The organism is Streptomyces sp. NPDC060002 (genome assembly GCF_042737245.1).
GTDB lineage: Bacteria > Actinomycetota > Actinomycetes > Streptomycetales > Streptomycetaceae > Streptomyces.
In genome coordinates, this window is the sequence record NZ_JBHWUW010000004.1 from 180,342 (window position 1) to 196,657 (window position 16,316).

General features: G+C 72.8%; 13 protein-coding genes. 6 read left to right on the forward strand and 7 right to left on the reverse strand.

Going from position 1 to position 16,316, the window contains the following annotated elements; translation table 11 throughout:
- Nucleotides 1-88: 88 nt before the first annotated feature.
- The gene (locus ACFWBD_RS06130; RefSeq protein WP_383475648.1) at nucleotides 89-589 is read right to left on the reverse strand and encodes a hypothetical protein; all 501 of its coding nucleotides are present in this window, start codon (nucleotides 587-589) and stop codon (nucleotides 89-91) included.
- Between the two features lie 118 nt (nucleotides 590-707).
- On the opposite strand from ACFWBD_RS06130, the gene ACFWBD_RS06135 reads away from it, so the two are divergent.
- On the forward strand, nucleotides 708-2,036 hold the full coding sequence (locus ACFWBD_RS06135; protein WP_385663300.1) for an ABC transporter substrate-binding protein: 1,329 nt from the start codon (nucleotides 708-710) through the stop codon (nucleotides 2,034-2,036).
- A 54-nt stretch (nucleotides 2,037-2,090) separates the two neighbouring features.
- On the opposite strand, the gene ACFWBD_RS06140 is transcribed toward ACFWBD_RS06135, so the two are convergent.
- The gene (locus ACFWBD_RS06140; protein WP_385663304.1) at nucleotides 2,091-4,079 is read right to left on the reverse strand and encodes a hypothetical protein; all 1,989 of its coding nucleotides are present in this window, start codon (nucleotides 4,077-4,079) and stop codon (nucleotides 2,091-2,093) included.
- Nucleotides 4,080-4,305: 226 nt separating this feature from the next.
- Nucleotides 4,306-5,691: a transcriptional regulator gene (locus ACFWBD_RS06145; protein WP_385663307.1), complete on the reverse strand. Its 1,386-nt coding sequence runs from the start codon at nucleotides 5,689-5,691 to the stop codon at nucleotides 4,306-4,308.
- Nucleotides 5,692-6,025: 334 nt separating this feature from the next.
- Here ACFWBD_RS06145 and ACFWBD_RS06150 point away from each other — a divergent pair, with 334 nt between their 5' ends.
- From ACFWBD_RS06150 to ACFWBD_RS06160, 3 genes are all read left to right on the forward strand, one after another.
- Nucleotides 6,026-6,688, forward strand: coding sequence for a bifunctional DNA primase/polymerase (locus tag ACFWBD_RS06150; protein WP_385663620.1), 663 nt, complete (start codon nucleotides 6,026-6,028; stop codon nucleotides 6,686-6,688).
- A gap of 138 nt (nucleotides 6,689-6,826) precedes the next feature.
- Nucleotides 6,827-7,597, forward strand: a complete 771-nt coding sequence (locus ACFWBD_RS06155; protein ID WP_385663309.1) for an ABC transporter ATP-binding protein — start codon at nucleotides 6,827-6,829, stop codon at nucleotides 7,595-7,597.
- Nucleotides 7,594-9,201 (forward strand): transporter, encoded by a 1,608-nt coding sequence (locus tag ACFWBD_RS06160; RefSeq protein ID WP_385663311.1) that lies wholly within the window; start codon nucleotides 7,594-7,596, stop codon nucleotides 9,199-9,201. Before ACFWBD_RS06155 ends, ACFWBD_RS06160 begins: the two co-directional genes overlap by 4 nt.
- 134 nt (nucleotides 9,202-9,335) lie before the next feature.
- Here the strand turns inward: ACFWBD_RS06160 and ACFWBD_RS06165 are convergent, their stop codons facing one another.
- Together ACFWBD_RS06165 and ACFWBD_RS06170 are read right to left on the reverse strand one after the other, a co-directional pair.
- Complete coding sequence (locus ACFWBD_RS06165) at nucleotides 9,336-10,292, reverse strand: alpha/beta fold hydrolase (RefSeq protein WP_385663314.1); 957 nt, start codon at nucleotides 10,290-10,292, stop codon at nucleotides 9,336-9,338.
- Nucleotides 10,293-10,813: 521 nt separating this feature from the next.
- On the reverse strand, nucleotides 10,814-11,506 hold the full coding sequence (locus tag ACFWBD_RS06170) for a metal-dependent transcriptional regulator (RefSeq protein WP_020130217.1): 693 nt from the start codon (nucleotides 11,504-11,506) through the stop codon (nucleotides 10,814-10,816).
- Between the two features lie 269 nt (nucleotides 11,507-11,775).
- On the opposite strand from ACFWBD_RS06170, the gene ACFWBD_RS06175 reads away from it, so the two are divergent.
- Entirely contained in the window at nucleotides 11,776-12,531 is a 756-nt protein-coding gene (locus ACFWBD_RS06175) for an SIS domain-containing protein (protein ID WP_385663317.1), read from the forward strand.
- A 56-nt stretch (nucleotides 12,532-12,587) separates the two neighbouring features.
- On the opposite strand, the gene ACFWBD_RS06180 is transcribed toward ACFWBD_RS06175, so the two are convergent.
- Nucleotides 12,588-14,066, reverse strand: coding sequence for a PAS domain-containing protein (locus ACFWBD_RS06180; RefSeq protein WP_385663320.1), 1,479 nt, complete (start codon nucleotides 14,064-14,066; stop codon nucleotides 12,588-12,590).
- A 103-nt stretch (nucleotides 14,067-14,169) separates the two neighbouring features.
- Entirely contained in the window at nucleotides 14,170-14,628 is a 459-nt protein-coding gene (locus tag ACFWBD_RS06185) for a GNAT family N-acetyltransferase (protein ID WP_385663323.1), read from the reverse strand.
- Nucleotides 14,629-15,283: 655 nt separating this feature from the next.
- On the opposite strand from ACFWBD_RS06185, the gene ACFWBD_RS06190 reads away from it, so the two are divergent.
- A complete protein-coding gene (locus ACFWBD_RS06190) occupies nucleotides 15,284-16,300 on the forward strand; it encodes an isopenicillin N synthase family dioxygenase (protein ID WP_385663326.1) in 1,017 nt (338 codons plus the stop codon).
- Nucleotides 16,301-16,316 lie beyond the last annotated feature (16 nt).

Below are 16,316 nucleotides of genomic sequence, written 5' to 3' on the forward strand. Positions count from 1 at the left end.
AGGGTCGCACACCGGCCCACGCCGTGGGCAATCGTCCCGCAGGACGGAACACGGCGCCCGCCCCGCTGCCCCCGGACCCGCTCGCGACCTACGCGGCCCGCGTCATGATGCGCAACACCTCGAGGGTGCGCGGCGGCGCGTCGGCGTCGTCACCGTCGCTCGCCGCCATCCGCACGTGCGCGTCCCGCGCCGCCCGCACCGCCTCCGGCCACGCCTCGTGGTCGACGTACGCGGAGACCTGGGCGTCCGGCCCGACCTGGTGCATGATCCGCAGCACCCGCAGCACCGCGGTGTCGACGAGGGCCGCCTCCTGCGAGTCGCGGAAGATCGTGCCGACGTACTTCTCGGCGGACCAGTTGTCGAGCCAGGTGTCCTCGACGAGGCGGTACACGGCGTCGGTGACGTCCCCGTACCCCTCGACGCCGGCCAGCCAGACGTTCTGCTGGAACACCGGGTCGGAGAGCATGTGCAGCGCGGAGCGCACATTGCTGCGCCAGCGCCACCACGGCATGTCGTTGAGTGGCATGCCGCCCATGGTGGGGGAGCGACGGCCGCGACGGGAAGAGTTCTCCGAACCTTGCACGGTCATGGATCGTACGTTTCCCGGTCCCACGTACTTCAAGTGCCCCTGCAATTCACCTGGCCGTCACCACCCGTTGACCGTGGGTCACTCCCAGGTTGGTGATGTGACGAAATCGTGTGTGTCCATGACCGGCAAGCGACGCACGTCAACGCGAAGCACCTTCCTCCCCAGGTCCTTCCGCTTCACCAGGTCCGTCAGAGCGACCGCCCTCTCGGCGGGTGCCCTGGCCGCCTGCGCGTCGCTCGCCGTCGGCTGCGGGGTCGTCCCCGGTGTCTCGGGGGGCTCCGGGGACGACCCGATCGTCGTCATGACGTGGGCGCCCGAGGGGACGTCCGCCACCAACAAGCCGGGCATGCCCGCCTTCGCCCTCGCCTACGCCCGCTGGGTCAATGCGAACGGCGGCCTGAACGGTCGCAAGCTCAAGGTCCTGACCTGCAACGACCACAACGACGCGGTGTCCGCCGCGGCGTGCGCCCGGCGTGCCGTCAAGGAGAACGCGGTCGCCGTGGTCGGCTCCTACAGTCAGCGCTCCGACGCCTTCTTCCCGCACCTGGAAGGCGCCGGCATCCCCTACATAGGCGGCTACGGCGTCACGAACGCCGAGTTCACCAGCCCGCTGTCCTACCCCGTCAACGGCGGCCAGCCCTCGCTGCTGGCCGGTCTCGGCAAGGAGCTCGGCACGACCTGCGGTCCCGTCTCGCTCGTCCGCCCCGACACCATCGCCGGCGACGCGCTGCCCCCGATGCTCGACGCCGGACTGACCGCGGGCGGGCACGACAAGGCCGAGGACCAGCGGGCGCCGGAGGACGCCACCGAGTACGGGACGCAGGCCGAGGCCGCCCTGGAGAACGCGACCGGCGACTCGGCCGGGGGCAGGAAGGGGTGCGTGGTGACCGCGCTCGGGGACCGCACCGCCACCTTCATGGACTCCTTCCGGCGCACCCGCGAGGACCACCCCGGCATCCGCACCGGCACCGTCCTCGGCAGCGTCGACCAGACGGTGATCAACGCCGCCGGCGCCGCCTCCGGACCCTTCGAGGGGGCTTACGTCACCGGCTGGTACCCGGTGACGAGCGACCCGGCCTGGGCGCCGATGAAGAAGGTGATCAGCGAGGAGGCGTTCTCCGACACCCGGATCGACCCCACCGACACCGGCGTGCAGACCGCCTGGATCGCCTACACCGTGTTCCGGCAGGCCGTGGAGTCGCTGGACGGCGGCGAGGTGAGCGCCAACTCCGTACGGAGCGCCCTGGACGACGGTCTGAAGGTCACCACGGGCGGACTCACGCCGACGCTCCGCTGGGAGTTCACCGACCAGCTCGCCTCCATCGGCTTCCCCCGCCTGGTCAACGCCGAGGTCACCCTCCAGGCCGTACGGAAGGGCCGGCTCGTGGCCGCCAAGAAGGGCTTCGTGGACGTGACGAAGACCCTGGAGAAGGCCGACGTCGACTGACCCGCCCGACCCGCCCAGGCGTCGGCGTCGGCGTCGGCGTCGGCCGGACCGTGTCTACAACTGCGTGGGCTGGCGCTCCGTCAGGCCGTAGGTCCGCGCGATCTTGTTCCACAACTTCGCGGCCTGCGTCTTCTGGGCGCTGGCGGTGCCGCTCGCGCGGTTGCCGGCCTGGGTCTCCGAGGTGGTGCGGGCCGAGCCCTTCTTGCAGCTCTTGTTCCTGCTGCCGGCGACCTGGTCGGCCCAGGCCGCGTAGTGGCTGTCGGCGGACGCGGACGCCTGCCACGCCTTGGTGAGGGCGGTGGTCAGCGCCGCGTGGTCCGGCAGCTGGTCGACCTTCAGCGCGGACAGCCTGGTGACCAGTTCGGTGCGCTGCTTCGCCGCGTCCCGCAGGTCCGTGGCGGCCTGGGCGAGATTGCCGCACGCCTTCACGTCGGCCACCGCGCTGATCACACTGGCCCGGCTGCTGCCGCTGTCAGCGAGCAGCTTGTCGAGTTCGACGGCCTGCTGCTCGGCCGCGCCGGTGGTCGCCGACGCGGACCCCTCGGCCGCGGGGGCCGACGCGGCGACGGTCTTGCTGTCGTCCCCCTCGCCACCGCCGCCACCCGCGAGCAGCGCGCCCGCGCCGACGCCGACGACCGCGAGAGCCACGCCGATCGCCGCGAACAACGGCAGCCGCGAGCCGGTACGGCCTCCCCGGCCGCCGCCGTCACGCGCCCCGCGCCGCCCGCCCGCCGCCGGGTCACCGGGCGGGGTGTGGGCGGTTTGCGGGGAGCGGGCGGCGGGTCCTGCGCCGTAGCCCGGCGCGCCACCGCGCCCGCCCGGGCCCCCACGGCCGCGTCCGGGGGTCTCCGGCCCGGAGAAGCGCGGGAGCTGCTGAGTGGACCCTTGTGGGCTGTCGCTGCCCGGCCCGCTGCGGAAGAGGTTCTCGAACTCGGCGGGCGGCTGCCGGTCCCCGCCGTCCTGCGCGGGGACGGGCGGGATGTACTGCGTGGGCTCGGAGTCGGAGTACGCGCCGGGCTGCGTTCCGGAGGCCGGCATCGGTCCCGGGGCGTTCTGCGGGGTACGGCCCAGGTACTGGGTCGACTCGGCCGGAACCTCGGGCGGCAGCGCGCCCGGTGCGACCGGCGGTATGTACTGCGTGGCGCCCTCGTCGACCGGGGCGGCGGGGACCGGCGGCAGGTACTGCGTGGCACCGTCGTCGGCCGGGGCGGCGGGGACCGGCGGTATGTACTGCGTGGCGCCCTCGTCGGCCGGGGCGGCGGGGACGGGCGGCAGATACTGCGTGGCGCCCTCGTCGGCGGCGCCGGGCGCGGCGAACGGCGGCAGGTACTGGCCGCGGCCGTCGGCGGCGGGGCCGGCCGGGACCGGCGGTATGTACTGCGTCGCGCCGTCGTCGATCGAGGCGGGGGTGGCCGGCGGCAGGGGTGCGCCCGGCGCCGGTGCGCTCTCGGGCGGGAGCGGGCCGGCGCCCGCAGGGGCGCCGCCGTTCCACGGGACCGCCTGCCCGCCGTTCCACTGGGCCTGCGGCTGGTGCGGGTGCTGTGACTGGTGCTGTGGCTGGTGCTGCTGGTGTCTCTGGTCCGTCAGGCCCGGTCCGTCCGTCTGGTCCGCCGGAAGCGGCCAGCCCTGGGCGGGCTGCTGTGGGGCGGGCTGCTGCTGGGCGGCTGTCTGGCCGCCGGGACCCCAGGGATCCCCCCAGGTCTGCCCGCCGGCCGGCGCCTGCTGCCCGTACTCGGGCTGCCCCTGGGGCGGGTGCTGCCCGTGCTGACCGTGCTGTCCGTAGTCCGGTTGCCCGTACTGCTGCTGCCCGTACTCGTCCTGGCCGTACTGCTGCTGCCCGTACTGCTGAGCGCCGTACTGACCGGGGTGGTGGCCCGACGGCGGTCCCGACGGCGGTCCGGGCGGCGGGCCCTGGCGGGGCACCGGCCGCGGTGCGCTCGTCGTCATTCCCGGCAGCAGGGGTTCCCCGCCGTCGGAGGGCAGCACGATGCCTTCGCGCGCGGGTTGCGCCGAGGGCTCCTCGCCCTGTCCACTCTGCGTCACCGGGACTCCTACGAATGGGGGACCTTCGGAATCGTCGGTTCACGCTACCGGGTCCCCCGAACCCCGTGCCACGCAGCTCAGATCGTGATCTCCCTTCCGCCGGGTTCGGCTGTGACATCGGTGACAGATCCGGAGCGCCGCGCGCTGTATCCGCCCTTCTTCCGCGCAACCGTGCCGTTTCCCGCGCGTTCACGCGGCGGCGCCCCGTCCTTCACGCCCCGCCCCCTCACGCCGCGGTCTGCAGCTCCAGTCGTGCCCCGAACTCCCTTACCACCGACTCGTCCCGGAACGGTTCCAGTCGCTGCTGGAAGTCCTCCAGGTACTCCGCGCCCCGATTGGAGCGGAGCGTCTCGAGGAGCTCGACCGCCTTGAGGCCCGTGTGGCAGGCCTGTTCGATCTCGCGCTGCTGCACCTGCGCGGTGGCCAGCAGGACGTAGCCGATCGCGCGCCGGCGCGCACGGCTCTCCGGGTGCCCGGCCAGGGACTCCTCGGCACAGCGCGCCGCCGCCTCGGCCTGGCCCAGGTCGCGGTGGCAGTGCGCCAACTCGTCGGCCAGATAGGCCTCGTCGAAGTGCGCGATCCACGCGGGGTCGTCTCCGGCGGACGGATCGGCCGCCTCCAGCGCCGACACCGCCCGCCCGGACGCCGCCTGCGCCCCGCGCGCGTCCCCGAGCAACGCGTGGCCGCGCGCCTCCGCCGCGAGGAACATCGCCTCCGCGCGCGGCGTCACCCGCCCCCGCGTTCCCTCCTGCGCCGCGCGCGCCAACTGCGCGATCTCCCGCGGGTTTCCGAGCTGCGCGGCGAGGTGGCTCATGGAGGCGGCGAGAACGTATCCGCCGTACCCTCGGTCGCCCGCCGCCTGGGCGAGCCGCAGCGCCTGGATGTAGTAGCGCTGGGCGAGGCCGGGTTGGCCGGTGTCGATGGCCATGTAGCCGGCGAGTTCCGTCAACCGGGCCACGGACGCGAAGAGTTCCCGGCCCACCGCCTCCCGGTAGGAGCCGGCCAGCAGACCCGAGACGACGCTGTTGAGGTAGTGCACGACGACCGGGCGCACATGCCCGCTGCCGTACTGGTGGTCCAGGTCGACCAGCGCCTGGGTCATCGCCTTGACGGCCGCGACGTCGGAGAGGCCCACCCGTGGCCCGGCCGACCGTGCGACCTGCGCGTCGGGGGAGGAGATGAGCCAGTCGCGGCTCGGCTCGACGAGCGCGGAGGCGGCCACGGACGAACCGGAGAGGAAGTCGCGTCGGCCCACGTCACTGCGCCACAGTTCGCAGACCTGCTCGATGGCCCCCAGTACCGTCGGCGAGAACTGGAGACCCACGCCCGAGGCGAGGTTCTTGCCGTTGGCCATGCCGATCTCGTCGATCGTGACCGTACGGCCGAGCTTGCGGCCCAGCGCCTCCGCGATGATCGCCGGGGCGCGGCCGCGCGGCTGCTGTCCACGCAGCCAACGGGCCACGGACGTCTTGTCGTAGCGCAGGTCGAGACCGTGTTCGGCGCCGCACATGTTGACGCGGCGGGCGAGCCCGGCGTTCGAGCACCCCGCCTCCTGGATGAGCGCCTGCAACCGTTCGTTCGGCTGCCGCGCGACTAGCGGCCTTGCGGCCATGGGCACTACCCCCTGTGGCTGCGGTGACCGGGACGGCGGGTGCCCGCCCACACACCGAGTTGACGTGTCTTCCACCGAAAAGTTCCGGCCGAGAAGATCAATGCCCCACAGCCACAGTGAAAATGCGAGGCATGTGAGGATTGCCAAGACTTGCCGAGGAATACAGAGAATTGCCGGGTTACCGACGGAAGCCCGCCCCCTCTACCTGGTTACCCGCTCCCGCGCCCGTTCCTCCCGCGCGCCCCCGCCCGTGCACCCATGCGCCCCGAACGCGGAATCGATGCTCCTCCCCCGCGCAATGTGGCGGGCGTAACCCCTGGTGACGACTAGAGTTGTGTTCATCGTGGAAGAGACCATCGCGGGCGCCGAAGCCACTCAAATCCCGAAGCAGCGCGGGGAATCGCTGCTCGAGACCGCCGTTCGTTACGCCGAGGAACGTCATTGGGACGTGTTCCCCGGCACCTGGCTGGAACCCGTCGCCGGAGTGCAGCGCTGCTCCTGCGGCGACGGCGCGTGTGTGGCGCCTGGCGCGCACCCCGCGCGCCCCGACTGGGCGACCCAGGCCACCGGCAGCGCGACGGTCGCGCGCCGGATGTGGCAGAAGCAGCCGACCGCCTCGATCCTGCTGCCGACCGGGCGGACGTTCGACGCGATCTCCGTTCCGGAGACGGCCGGGTTCCTCGCGCTGGCGCGGATGGAGCGTATGGAGTTGACGCTCGGTCCGGTCACGTTGACGCCGGACCGGCGGATGCAGTTCTTCGTGTTGCCCGGGGCGTCGGCGAAGGTGCCGGACCTGGTGCGCAAGCTGGGCTGGTCGCTGGGCGCGCTCGATCTCCTGACGCTCGGCGAGGGCATGTACGTCGCCGCGCCGCCCACGCGGTTCGGGTCCCGGGGCGCCGTGCAGTGGGCGTGCCGGCCCACCGCCGCCAACCGGTGGCTGCCGGACGCGGAGGAGTTGATCTCACCGCTCGCCTACGCCTGCGGGCGCGATCGCTGACGGCGTCCTTTGATCCGCGTGGTCGGTCTTCGACGGCGGGTGCGGGTTCGTCGTGGTTGTTCGCGCCCACGCGGCGGAGTCGCATGTCGAGCAGAGTCCAGCGCCCCCGCGTGCGGCGTTCCGCCGTAGGGTTCGGGCATGACGTCCGTACGCGTGCGCAACCTCTGGAAGCGGTTCGGGCAGCAGGTCGCCGTCGCCGGGATCGATCTCGATCTGCCGTCCGGGAAGTTCATCGGGCTCGTCGGGCCGAACGGGGCCGGGAAGACCACGACCCTGTCGATGGTGACCGGGCTGTTGCGGCCCGATCAGGGGTCCGTGGAGGTCGTCGGGCACGACGTGTGGCGGGATCCTGTCGAGGTGAAGGCGCGGATCGGGGTGCTGCCGGAGGGGCTGCGGCTGTTCGAACGGCTGTCGGGGCGTGAACTCCTCGGCTACAGCGGGCGGTTGCGGGGGATGCCGGGACCAGAGGTCGACAAGCGGGCCACGCAGCTGCTCGACGTCCTCGATCTGGCCGGGGCGCAGCACAAGCTCGTCGTCGACTACTCGACCGGCATGCGCAAGAAGATCGGGCTCGCGGCCGCGCTGCTGCACAACCCCGAAGTGCTGTTCCTGGATGAGCCGTTCGAGGGCGTCGACCCGGTGTCCGCGCAGATCATCCGGGGCGTGCTGGAGCGGTACACCGCGTCCGGGGCGACGGTCGTCTTCTCCTCCCATGTCATGGAGCTCGTCGAGTCGCTGTGCGACTGGGTGGCGGTGCTGGCAGCGGGCCGGATCCGGGCGCACGGGACGCTGGAGGAGGTGCGCGGGTCGGCCCCCTCCTTGCAGCAGGCGTTTCTCGAACTCGTCGGGGCGCAGGGGCGGGACACCGCCTCCGACCTCGACTGGCTGGGCGGCGGGGCGGCCCGGTGAGCGGGCCGACCTCCCCGCCGGGTCTCGTCCCCACCGTCGTACGGCTGAAGCTGTCGCTGCTGCGCAACGGGCTGCGGCAGTCGGGCGGGCGGCGGGCCGCGTACGTCGCCTCGGCACTCGTCACGCTGCTGTTCGCCGCGCTTCAGCTGCTCGGGCTGATCGCGTTGCGCGGGCACGACCACGCGGTGTCGCTGGTGGTGCTGCTCGCCGCGGTGCTGGGGCTGGGCTGGGCGGTGATGCCGCTGTTCTTCCCCAGTGGTGACGAGACCCTGGACCCGACCCGGCTGGTGATGCTGCCGCTGCGGCCCCGGCCGCTGGTGCGGGCGCTGCTGGCGGCCTCGCTGGTGGGCGTCGGACCCTTGTTCACACTGCTGATGCTGGTGGGGTCGGTGGTGTCCGTGGCGCACGGGGCCGCCGCGTGGGCGGTGGGCGTGCTCGCCGTCGTTCTCGGGCTGCTGGTGTGCGTGGCGCTCGCCCGGGCCGTGGCCGCCGCCAACATCCGGCTGCTGACCAGCCGTAAGGGACGCGATCTCGCGGTGCTGAGCGGGCTGGTCATCGCGATCGGGGCGCAGGTCGTCAACTTCGGGGCGCAGCGGCTCGGGACGTCCGGTCTCGGGCAGCTCGATCCGGCGGCGGACGTGCTGCGCTGGCTGCCGCCCGCCTCGGCGATCGGCGCGGTGGACTCGGTGAGCGAGGGCGCGTACGGGGTGGCCGCCGCGCAGATCGCCGTCAGCGCGGGCGCTCTGGTGCTGCTGGTGCGGGCGTGGACGCGGAGCCTGACCCGGTTGATGATCTCGCCCGACGGTTCCACCCTCCGGGCGGCCGAGCCGGCCGCCCGGGAACGGCGGAGCTCGGCGGGGCTCGGGCGGCTGCTGCCGGGCGGGCGCACCGGCACCGTGATGGAGCGCGGACTGCGCTACATCTGGCGCGACCCGAAGACGAAGGCGGCCTGGGTGACGTCGCTGGCCATCGGGCTGATCGTGCCCGTCTTCAACGCCTTGCAGGGCACCGGCTCGATCTACTTCGCCTGCTTCGCCGCCGGGATGCTCGGCATCCAGATGTACAACCAGTTCGGGCAGGACACGTCCGCGTTCTGGATGGTCGCGATGACGATCTCCTCGCGCCGGGACGCGTATGTCGAGCTGCGCGCGCGGGCCCTGGCCCTGCTGCTGATCACCCTGCCGTACGCGACGCTGGTGACCGTGCTGACGACGGCGATGCTCGGCGACTGGTCGAAGCTGCCCGAGGCGCTGGGGCTGTCCCTCGCGCTGCTCGGCGCGATGCTGGCGACGGGCGCCTGGACCTCGGCCCGCTTCCCCTACTCGATCCCGCAGGAGGGCTACAAGAACGTCGCCCCCGGCCAGGCCGGTCTCGCCTGGATCGCGGTCTTCGGCGGGATGGTCTCGGCGGCCCTGCTGTGCGCGCCCGTCATCGCGGTGACGATCTGGCTGCACGTCACCGAGGGCGGGGACTCCTGGACCTGGCTGCTGCTGCCCGGGGGCGCGGTGTACGGCGCGGCGATCACGCTGCTGGGACTGCGCCTGGCCGCTCCCCGGACGGCGACGCGCCTTCCGGAGATCCTGACGGCGGTGAGCAAGGGCTGACCGCCCGGCCCGCCCGACCGGCCTGCTCGGCCGCCGAGGGACCGGACCGCAGGCCCCGGAGGGCCTCAGAGAGCTTGACGGGCCTCAGATGGCTTGGCGGGCAGGAGAGGCCTTCGGGGGGCTCAGAGGGCACCTCAGGGGGCATCGGGGGCGAGTACGGCGTCGAGGAACGGTTCGATCGCCGTGCGCCATCCCTCCGGCTGGTCGTAGTGCACGAGGTGCCCGGCGTCCACGACCTCCGCGTACGCGCCGCGCGGCAGGACCCGCACCATCTCCTGGGCCTCGGCGCGGCCGAGTTCGCCGTCCAGACCGCGCACCACCAGCGCCGGGCACTGGACCTGGGTGAGCTCCTCCCAGTGCGCGTCGTAGACCCAGGTCTCGCGGGACTTGAGCATCTGCTCGGGCTCGAAGACGGGACGCCAGCCGTCCGGCGACTCCTGCATCACCTCGGCGTAGAACTCGCCCCGGGACGGGTTCGGGCGCTCCACCCAGGGATCGTCCTCGCCGAACCACTTGCGGACGTCGGCGAGCGTGGCGAAGGGGGCGGGCCAGGACTTGAACCAGTCGCCCCACTCGCGCTGCGAGGCCGCTCCCAGCGCGGAGGCCCGCATGTCGCAGACGATCAGGCCCTGGACCAGGTCGGGGCGCTTGGCGGCGAGCTGCCACGCGGTGAGGGCGCCCATGGCGTGGCCGATGAGGACGGCCGGGGCGAGGCCGAGCTGCTCCAGGGCGGCCTCCGCGTCCTCGACATAGGCCTCGCGGGTGAAGGCGGCCTCGGGCGACTTCGCGCTCTGGCCGTGGCCGCGCTGGTCGAGGGCGACCGCGCGGTGCCGCTCGGAGAGCCAGCGGGCGGTGGACGACCAGTGCGAGGCCCGGCCCATCAGACCATGCAGTAACAGGACGCCCGGCCTGCTTCCGGCGCCGTTCTCGAGGGGCTCGGTGGGCCGCCCCCTCTCCCGCTTCCGCGCGGACTGGGGCGGAATCACGGGCTCCGCCACCGCATTCGCCGGGTCGCCCTTGGGCGGGTCACCGAACTCCCAGGCCGCCAGGCGTACGCCGCCCGCCCCGGTCACGTCGATGCGTCGCGCCATAGGTCCTGGCACCCCCTAGCCGTCATACCGCTGCGCTTCCGATGCCTTGGTACTGCCTTCAATCACCCGCAGGCTATCGAATGGCCTTTCGAGAAATGCACTCTCCGCGCACAACACCCCTCGTTCGAGTGACCACACTCAAGGAATGATCGCCGCTGCCGAGGGGAGACCTTCAACGGGAGGCGGACCGCTCGGGGAAATCGGTCCGAGGGGAATGACCCTGAGAGCTCGGGGCTCCGGGTCAGTACAGGGGAGGACAGGCCCCGGTGCCATACGGCACCGGGGCTCTCCACTGCTCCGCGGCACGGCATCCGGCCCCCCCCCTCAGGTCATATGCCCCACGCGACAGCCTGGCACGTACAGCGCCGGAGCGCTGCGATTCGACACAGGGAATCTGCGATTCGACGAGATCGACGGGACGGCCCAACTTCCTCACGCTCCCCAGGAGTTGAACAATGCTCAGCGTTTCGACGACGACCGGCGGTCGCCCCGACGACGCCCCGCGCCCGCCCCGGCGGAGCTCAGCGCTTCGCGACGAAGACGTGGGACGCGACGTCCGACTCCAGCTCGGCCGCCTCGCCGCCGCTGCCCACCAGGACACCGCCCGCCGACTCCGTCACACTCACCACGGAACCGGGCTGCACGCCCGCGCGGCGCAGCGTGTACATCAGCTGCGCGTCCGTCTGGATCGGCTCGCCGATACGGCGAACGACGACCGTCTTGCCCTCCAGGCCCGGGTCGAGGTCGGCCAGCGAGACCATGCCCTCGTCCAGGAACGGGTCGGCGCCGTCCTTCTCGCCCAGCTCCTCCAGGCCCGGGATCGGGTTGCCGTACGGCGACTCGGTCGGGTGCCGCAGCAGCTCCAGCACGCGACGCTCGACGGCCTCGCTCATCACGTGCTCCCAGCGACAGGCCTCGGCGTGCACCTGCTCCCACTCCAGGCCGATCACGTCGACGAGGAGACACTCGGCGAGGCGGTGCTTGCGCATCACGCGCGTGGCCAGCCTGCGGCCCTCGTCGGTGAGCTCGAGGTGGCGGTCGCTGGCCACGGAGACCAGACCGTCGCGCTCCATGCGCGCCACCGTCTGGCTCACCGTCGGCCCGCTCTGGTCGAGGCGTTCGGCGATCCGGGCACGCATGGGCACCACGCCTTCCTCTTCCAGCTCGAGGATGGTGCGGAGATACATCTCCGTGGTGTCGATCAGTCCGGACATGTGTGCCCCTCGATTAGCTCTGCTGGCTCTGCCGAAGGCTGAACGGCTCTCCGGCGCGTGCGCTGGCCCTGGAGTCAATTCTGCCGGATACCACTGACAAGCGTGCCGCGCCGTTGGAACGAGGCGGTTACATCGGGGCGCGCGCACCCGGCGCGGGCCGCCCGGCGCCCCGTCCGCCCCACCGTCACCGGGCGTATTGACAGCGCACTGGTCCAGACCGCACGGTGATCCGCGACACGGACATCCGCTACGGCAAAGGGGCCCTTCGGATGAGCGACCGCAAGCTCGCCGCCCAGTTCTTCGACGCCGCGATCGCCCTGCTCCAGCGGGCCCGCGACGAGGAGGCCGCCACCGTCGAGGCCGCCGGCACGCTGCTCGCCGACACCGTGGCCGCCGGCGGCCGCCTCTTCGCCTTCGGCGCCGGTCACTCCTCCCTCGCCGCCCAGGACGTCGTCTACCGCGCGGGCGGCCTCGCCCTGATGAACCTGCTCGCGGTCCCGGGCGTGGTCGGCGTCGACGTCAACCCCGCCACCCTCGGCTCCGCCCTGGAGCGCGTCGACGGCCTCGCCGGCGCCGTCCTGGACACCTCACCCCTGCGCGCGGGCGACGCCCTCGTCATCATCTCGCTGTCCGGCCGCAACGCCCTGCCCGTGGAGATGGCCCGGAACGCCCGCGCCATGGGCGTCCGGGTCATCGGCCTGACATCGGTGGCCTACGCCGCGGAGACGACGCCCCGCAACGTCTCCGGAACGTTCCTGAAGGACCACTGCGACATCGTCCTCGACTCGAAGATCGCGGTCGGCGACGCCGAGCTCACCCTCGACACCGTCCCCGCGCCCTTCGCCCCCGCCTCCACGGTCGTCACCTCGGCCCTCCTCCAGGCCGTGATGGCCACCGCGGCCGGCGTCCTCGCCGAGCGCGGCATCGAACCCCCGCTGCTGCGCTCCGGCAACGTCGACGGCGGCCACGAGTGGAACGGGCGGATCATGGAGGAGTACCGGGACCGGATCTTCTACCGCCGCTGAACCCGCGCCACCGGCGGCCCGGCGGGGCCGACCGTCCGACCGTCCGACCGCGCGGGTCAGGCGCCGTCGCCCCGGCCCGCCGCTTCGGCGGCTCCGGTCAGATCGGCGAGGTCCAGGGCCGCCGCCATCCGGACGGCGACATCCTCGGCGTAGGTCGCGTCGGAACGTTCGAAGGCCGTGCGGCCACCGCCGCGCAGGAACGTCACGACACCCAGGGTGCGGCCCCGGCTGCGCAGCACCGCGCACAGGGCGTGCACCGTGTCGTCGGGCCACAGGCGCGCCCGGGCCCACTCCCGCGCCTCGTCGGCCGGCACGGAGCCCACCCCGGCCCGCACCGAACCGGCCCGCGCCACGCACTGGAGGGCCGGGTGCGCCTCGCCGTAGCGGACGGGCAGGCCCGTGTGCCCGGTGAGCGCGGCGGGACCCGGCCCGCCCGACGGGGTGGCCGCGATCCGCATCAGCCGCAGCGGCCCGGCCCCCTCCGTGTCGGCCGAGGCGCCGCCCATCACCCGGTCGACCAGGGCGTGGTCGGCGAACCCGGCGAGCGCGAAGTCCAGGTGCACGGTGGCCGCCTCGGCGGGGTCCTCGCACTCGGCGGCCGCGCGGGCGGCCCGGTGCAGCTGGTTGGCGCGGAAGCGCAGCAGCGAGGCTTCCTGCTCGCCCTGCTTGGCCTCGGTGACGTCCTGGAAGATCCAGCCGACCCCGAGAGGCACCGGCTCCTCGGCGAGCGGCGAGGCCAGCCGCAGGAAACCGCTGCGCCAGCAGCGCCGCTTCTCGCCCTCCGGCGTGCGCACCCCGACCCACAGCTCGGCGGGGGCCGGCGGGGCGCCCTCGGCGAGGACGTGCGTCAGCGCGTTCTCCAAATCCTCGACGCCCCGGGTGAGCAGATCGCCCAAGGGGCGGCCCAGGGCGGCCGTACGGCCCGTGCCGAGCGCGCGGGCGGCGTGCGCGTTGACGACGGCGGGACGCAGGTCGGCGTCGACCAGGACGACCCCCCAGGAGGCGTCGTCGAAGAGGGCCTCGCTGAGCGCGATGGAGCGCTCCAGGTCGATCTGGGCGTGCACCTCGCTGAAGGCGAAGTACAGCCCCGCGGGTTTGCCGTCGGGTCCGCGCACGGCGGCGGACTGGCTGCGCACGAGGACGCGGCCGCCGTCCTTGGTCAGCAGCGCGAACTCGTGGACCTGGCGGCCCGGCGCGTGCATGGCGGACATCAGCCGGCCCTCGATGTCCTCGGCGTCGGCCTCGCGCACGGCCCATCCCGCGAAGCCGTGCCGGCCGACCGCCTCGCCGGCGCTCCAGCCGAGGATGCGCTCGGCCTCGCGGTTCCAGTGGGTGACGATGCCGTCGCCGTCGAACGCGCAGAGCGCCGCGTCCATGCCGTCGAGCAGCGCGGCGAGCAGATCGGTGCCGTCCGGGCCGACCGGGCCGATCGTGGTCTCCGCGCCGTCCGGGGGCGTGGGGCCGTCACCGCCCGACCGCTCGGGCTCGTCCGGCCCCAGCTCGTCGGTGGTCCCACTACGTCGGGAAGCACTCACCTGGACCCCCTGCAGGTTCGCTCACTTGCCCTCATTCAACTCGAACGTGACGCAGCCCACATATGGTTCCCGCAAGATTGCAGAGGAATCGTTGTACCGCGCCCTACTCATCGCGGGGCAGGAGCCGCAGGTCTACCCATTCCGCCGTCCCGCCGTCGAGCACGTACCGCTCGACCTCGACGAAACCGCGTGCCCGCGCGAACCGCAGGCCGTCCTCGTTGACGGCCAGCACGCATGTCTCGACCACCCGGGCGCCGAGCACGCGCGCGTGGGCGAGAGCGTGGTCGTACAGGGCGGCGCCGTGGCCGCGCCCCCGGTACGCGGGCAGCACGCGCGCGATGACGGTCGCCACCGCCTGCTCGCCCTCGGGCGGCCGCACGGTCGAGCAGCCGACGAGGACGTCACCGACGTAGGCGTTCTCCAGCCGGTAACGCCCCGCGCGCTCGCGCACCTCGCCGAGGGACATCGCGGCCGGCGGCACGATCGTGTTGTGGACGTACCGCCACTGTTCGAACGCGGCCTCACCGGCCACGACCTCTGTACGCAGACGAAGACCGGTCACGCGAGCAGGGAATCGTCTCCCGGTCCGCCGAGTCAACATCCGAGAAAAACACTTGAGCGACCGGAGATGGGTTCCTAGGGTGTGGCGTACCGAAGGAAAGGAGGTGGTCCGCAGCATGTATGCACACCGGACGTCGGAGGTGGCTGCGGGCTAGTGGCCCGTCGCCCACTGAGTGCGGTGCCGGACCGGCGCGTGTGAGTTGCGCGCAACCGGCCAATTCAACGCAGTCACCCGACCCGCGAGTCGCCGGTACGTCCGGCCGGCCCTCCTGAGCGAGGACCAGACTCGCGGGTCGCCTGCGTTTCCGGCCCTCGGCTTTCTGGTCCTAGGCGTTGCCGGCCCTCGGTTTTCCGGGCTCTCGGCGTTGCCGGCCCTCCGCCTCTCCGGCCCTCCGCCCGCAGGGTTTGCGGGGCGTGATCCGCGCCACGTACGGATCTTTCGTCAGGCAGTACCCTGGGCGCATGCTTGCGCTCGTTCGACGCCGCCACGTGGACTACGTCCGCGTCACGAGCATGGGCTGTCGACGCTCCCTCTGAGCCTCCAGCCCCTTCCGCGGTTCACATCCGCCTGCGTTCCCCCTCCCCCTTGCCCACTTGGCACCCGTGCGCCGCCCACCCACGGCGGCGGCCGGGCCCCGTACACCTGCGGACGTACCATGACGAACCCGTCGTACCAGCAACTGCCGATCATCGATCTCTCCGCCGCCGACCGCGGTCCCCAGGCGCGGGCGCTGCTGCACGCGCAGCTGCACAGTGCCGCGCACGACGTGGGGTTCTTCCAGCTGGTCGGGCACGGGGTCGGTGAGCGGGAGACCGGCGAGCTGCTGTCCGCCATGCGGGCCTTCTTCGCGCTGCCCGAGGCCGAACGGCTCGCCATCGACAACGTGCACTCACCGCACTTCCGCGGCTACACGCGGACCGGTGACGAGCGGACCGGCGGGCGGCAGGACTGGCGGGACCAGCTCGACATAGGGGCCGAGCGACCCGCCCGGACGCCCGGGCCCGACGAGCCCGCCTACTGGTGGCTCGAGGGGCCCAACCAGTGGCCCGCCGGACTGCCCGCGCTGCGGGCCGCCGCGCTCGCGTGGATCGAGCGGCTGAGCGCCGTCGCCGAGAAGCTGCTGCACGAGCTGCTCGCCTCGATCGGGGCGCCCGTCGACTTCTACGACCAGGCTTTCGGGGAACGGGCGCATCCGCATCTGAAGCTCGTGCGGTATCCGGGAAGCGCGGGCGACGGCGCCGGCCAGGGCGTCGGGGCGCACAAGGACTACGGGTTCCTGACGCTGCTGCTCCAGGACCAGGTCGGCGGGCTCCAGGTGCAGCGCGCGGACGGGCTGTTCCATGATGTCCCGCCGCTGCCCGGCGCCTTCGTCGTCAACCTGGGTGAGCTGCTGGAGGTGGCGACCAACGGGTATCTCGTGGCCACCAACCACCGGGTCGTGTCGCCGCCGAGCGCCGTCGAGCGGTTCTCCGTGCCCTTCTTCTACAACCCCCGTCTGGACGCCCGCGTCGAGCCGCTGCCCTTCCCGCACGCCTCCGCCGCGCCAGGCGTGACCGACGACCCGGCCAACCCGCTCTTCGCCGAGTACGGCTTCAACGAGCTGAAGGGCAAGCTGCGGGCCCATCCGCTGGTGGCCGAACGGCATCACGCGGAGCTGCTCAGCCCCGCGTGATGCCGTGTTCCGTTTC

What these genes read in the sequence shown, in the direction of transcription:
- ACFWBD_RS06145 (WP_385663307.1), bottom strand. Translation starts at nt 5,691, where the DNA reads ATGGCCGCAAGGCCGCTAGTCGCGCGGCAGCCGAACGAACGGTTGCAG.
- ACFWBD_RS06170 (WP_020130217.1), bottom strand. Translation starts at nt 11,506, where the DNA reads ATGTCCGGACTGATCGACACCACGGAGATGTATCTCCGCACCATCCTC.
- ACFWBD_RS06190 (WP_385663326.1), top strand. Translation starts at nt 15,284, where the DNA reads ATGACGAACCCGTCGTACCAGCAACTGCCGATCATCGATCTCTCCGCC.
- ACFWBD_RS06130 (WP_383475648.1), bottom strand. Translation starts at nt 589, where the DNA reads ATGACCGTGCAAGGTTCGGAGAACTCTTCCCGTCGCGGCCGTCGCTCC.
- ACFWBD_RS06175 (WP_385663317.1), top strand. Translation starts at nt 11,776, where the DNA reads ATGAGCGACCGCAAGCTCGCCGCCCAGTTCTTCGACGCCGCGATCGCC.
- ACFWBD_RS06165 (WP_385663314.1), bottom strand. Translation starts at nt 10,292, where the DNA reads ATGGCGCGACGCATCGACGTGACCGGGGCGGGCGGCGTACGCCTGGCG.
- ACFWBD_RS06155 (WP_385663309.1), top strand. Translation starts at nt 6,827, where the DNA reads ATGACGTCCGTACGCGTGCGCAACCTCTGGAAGCGGTTCGGGCAGCAG.
- ACFWBD_RS06135 (WP_385663300.1), top strand. Translation starts at nt 708, where the DNA reads ATGACCGGCAAGCGACGCACGTCAACGCGAAGCACCTTCCTCCCCAGG.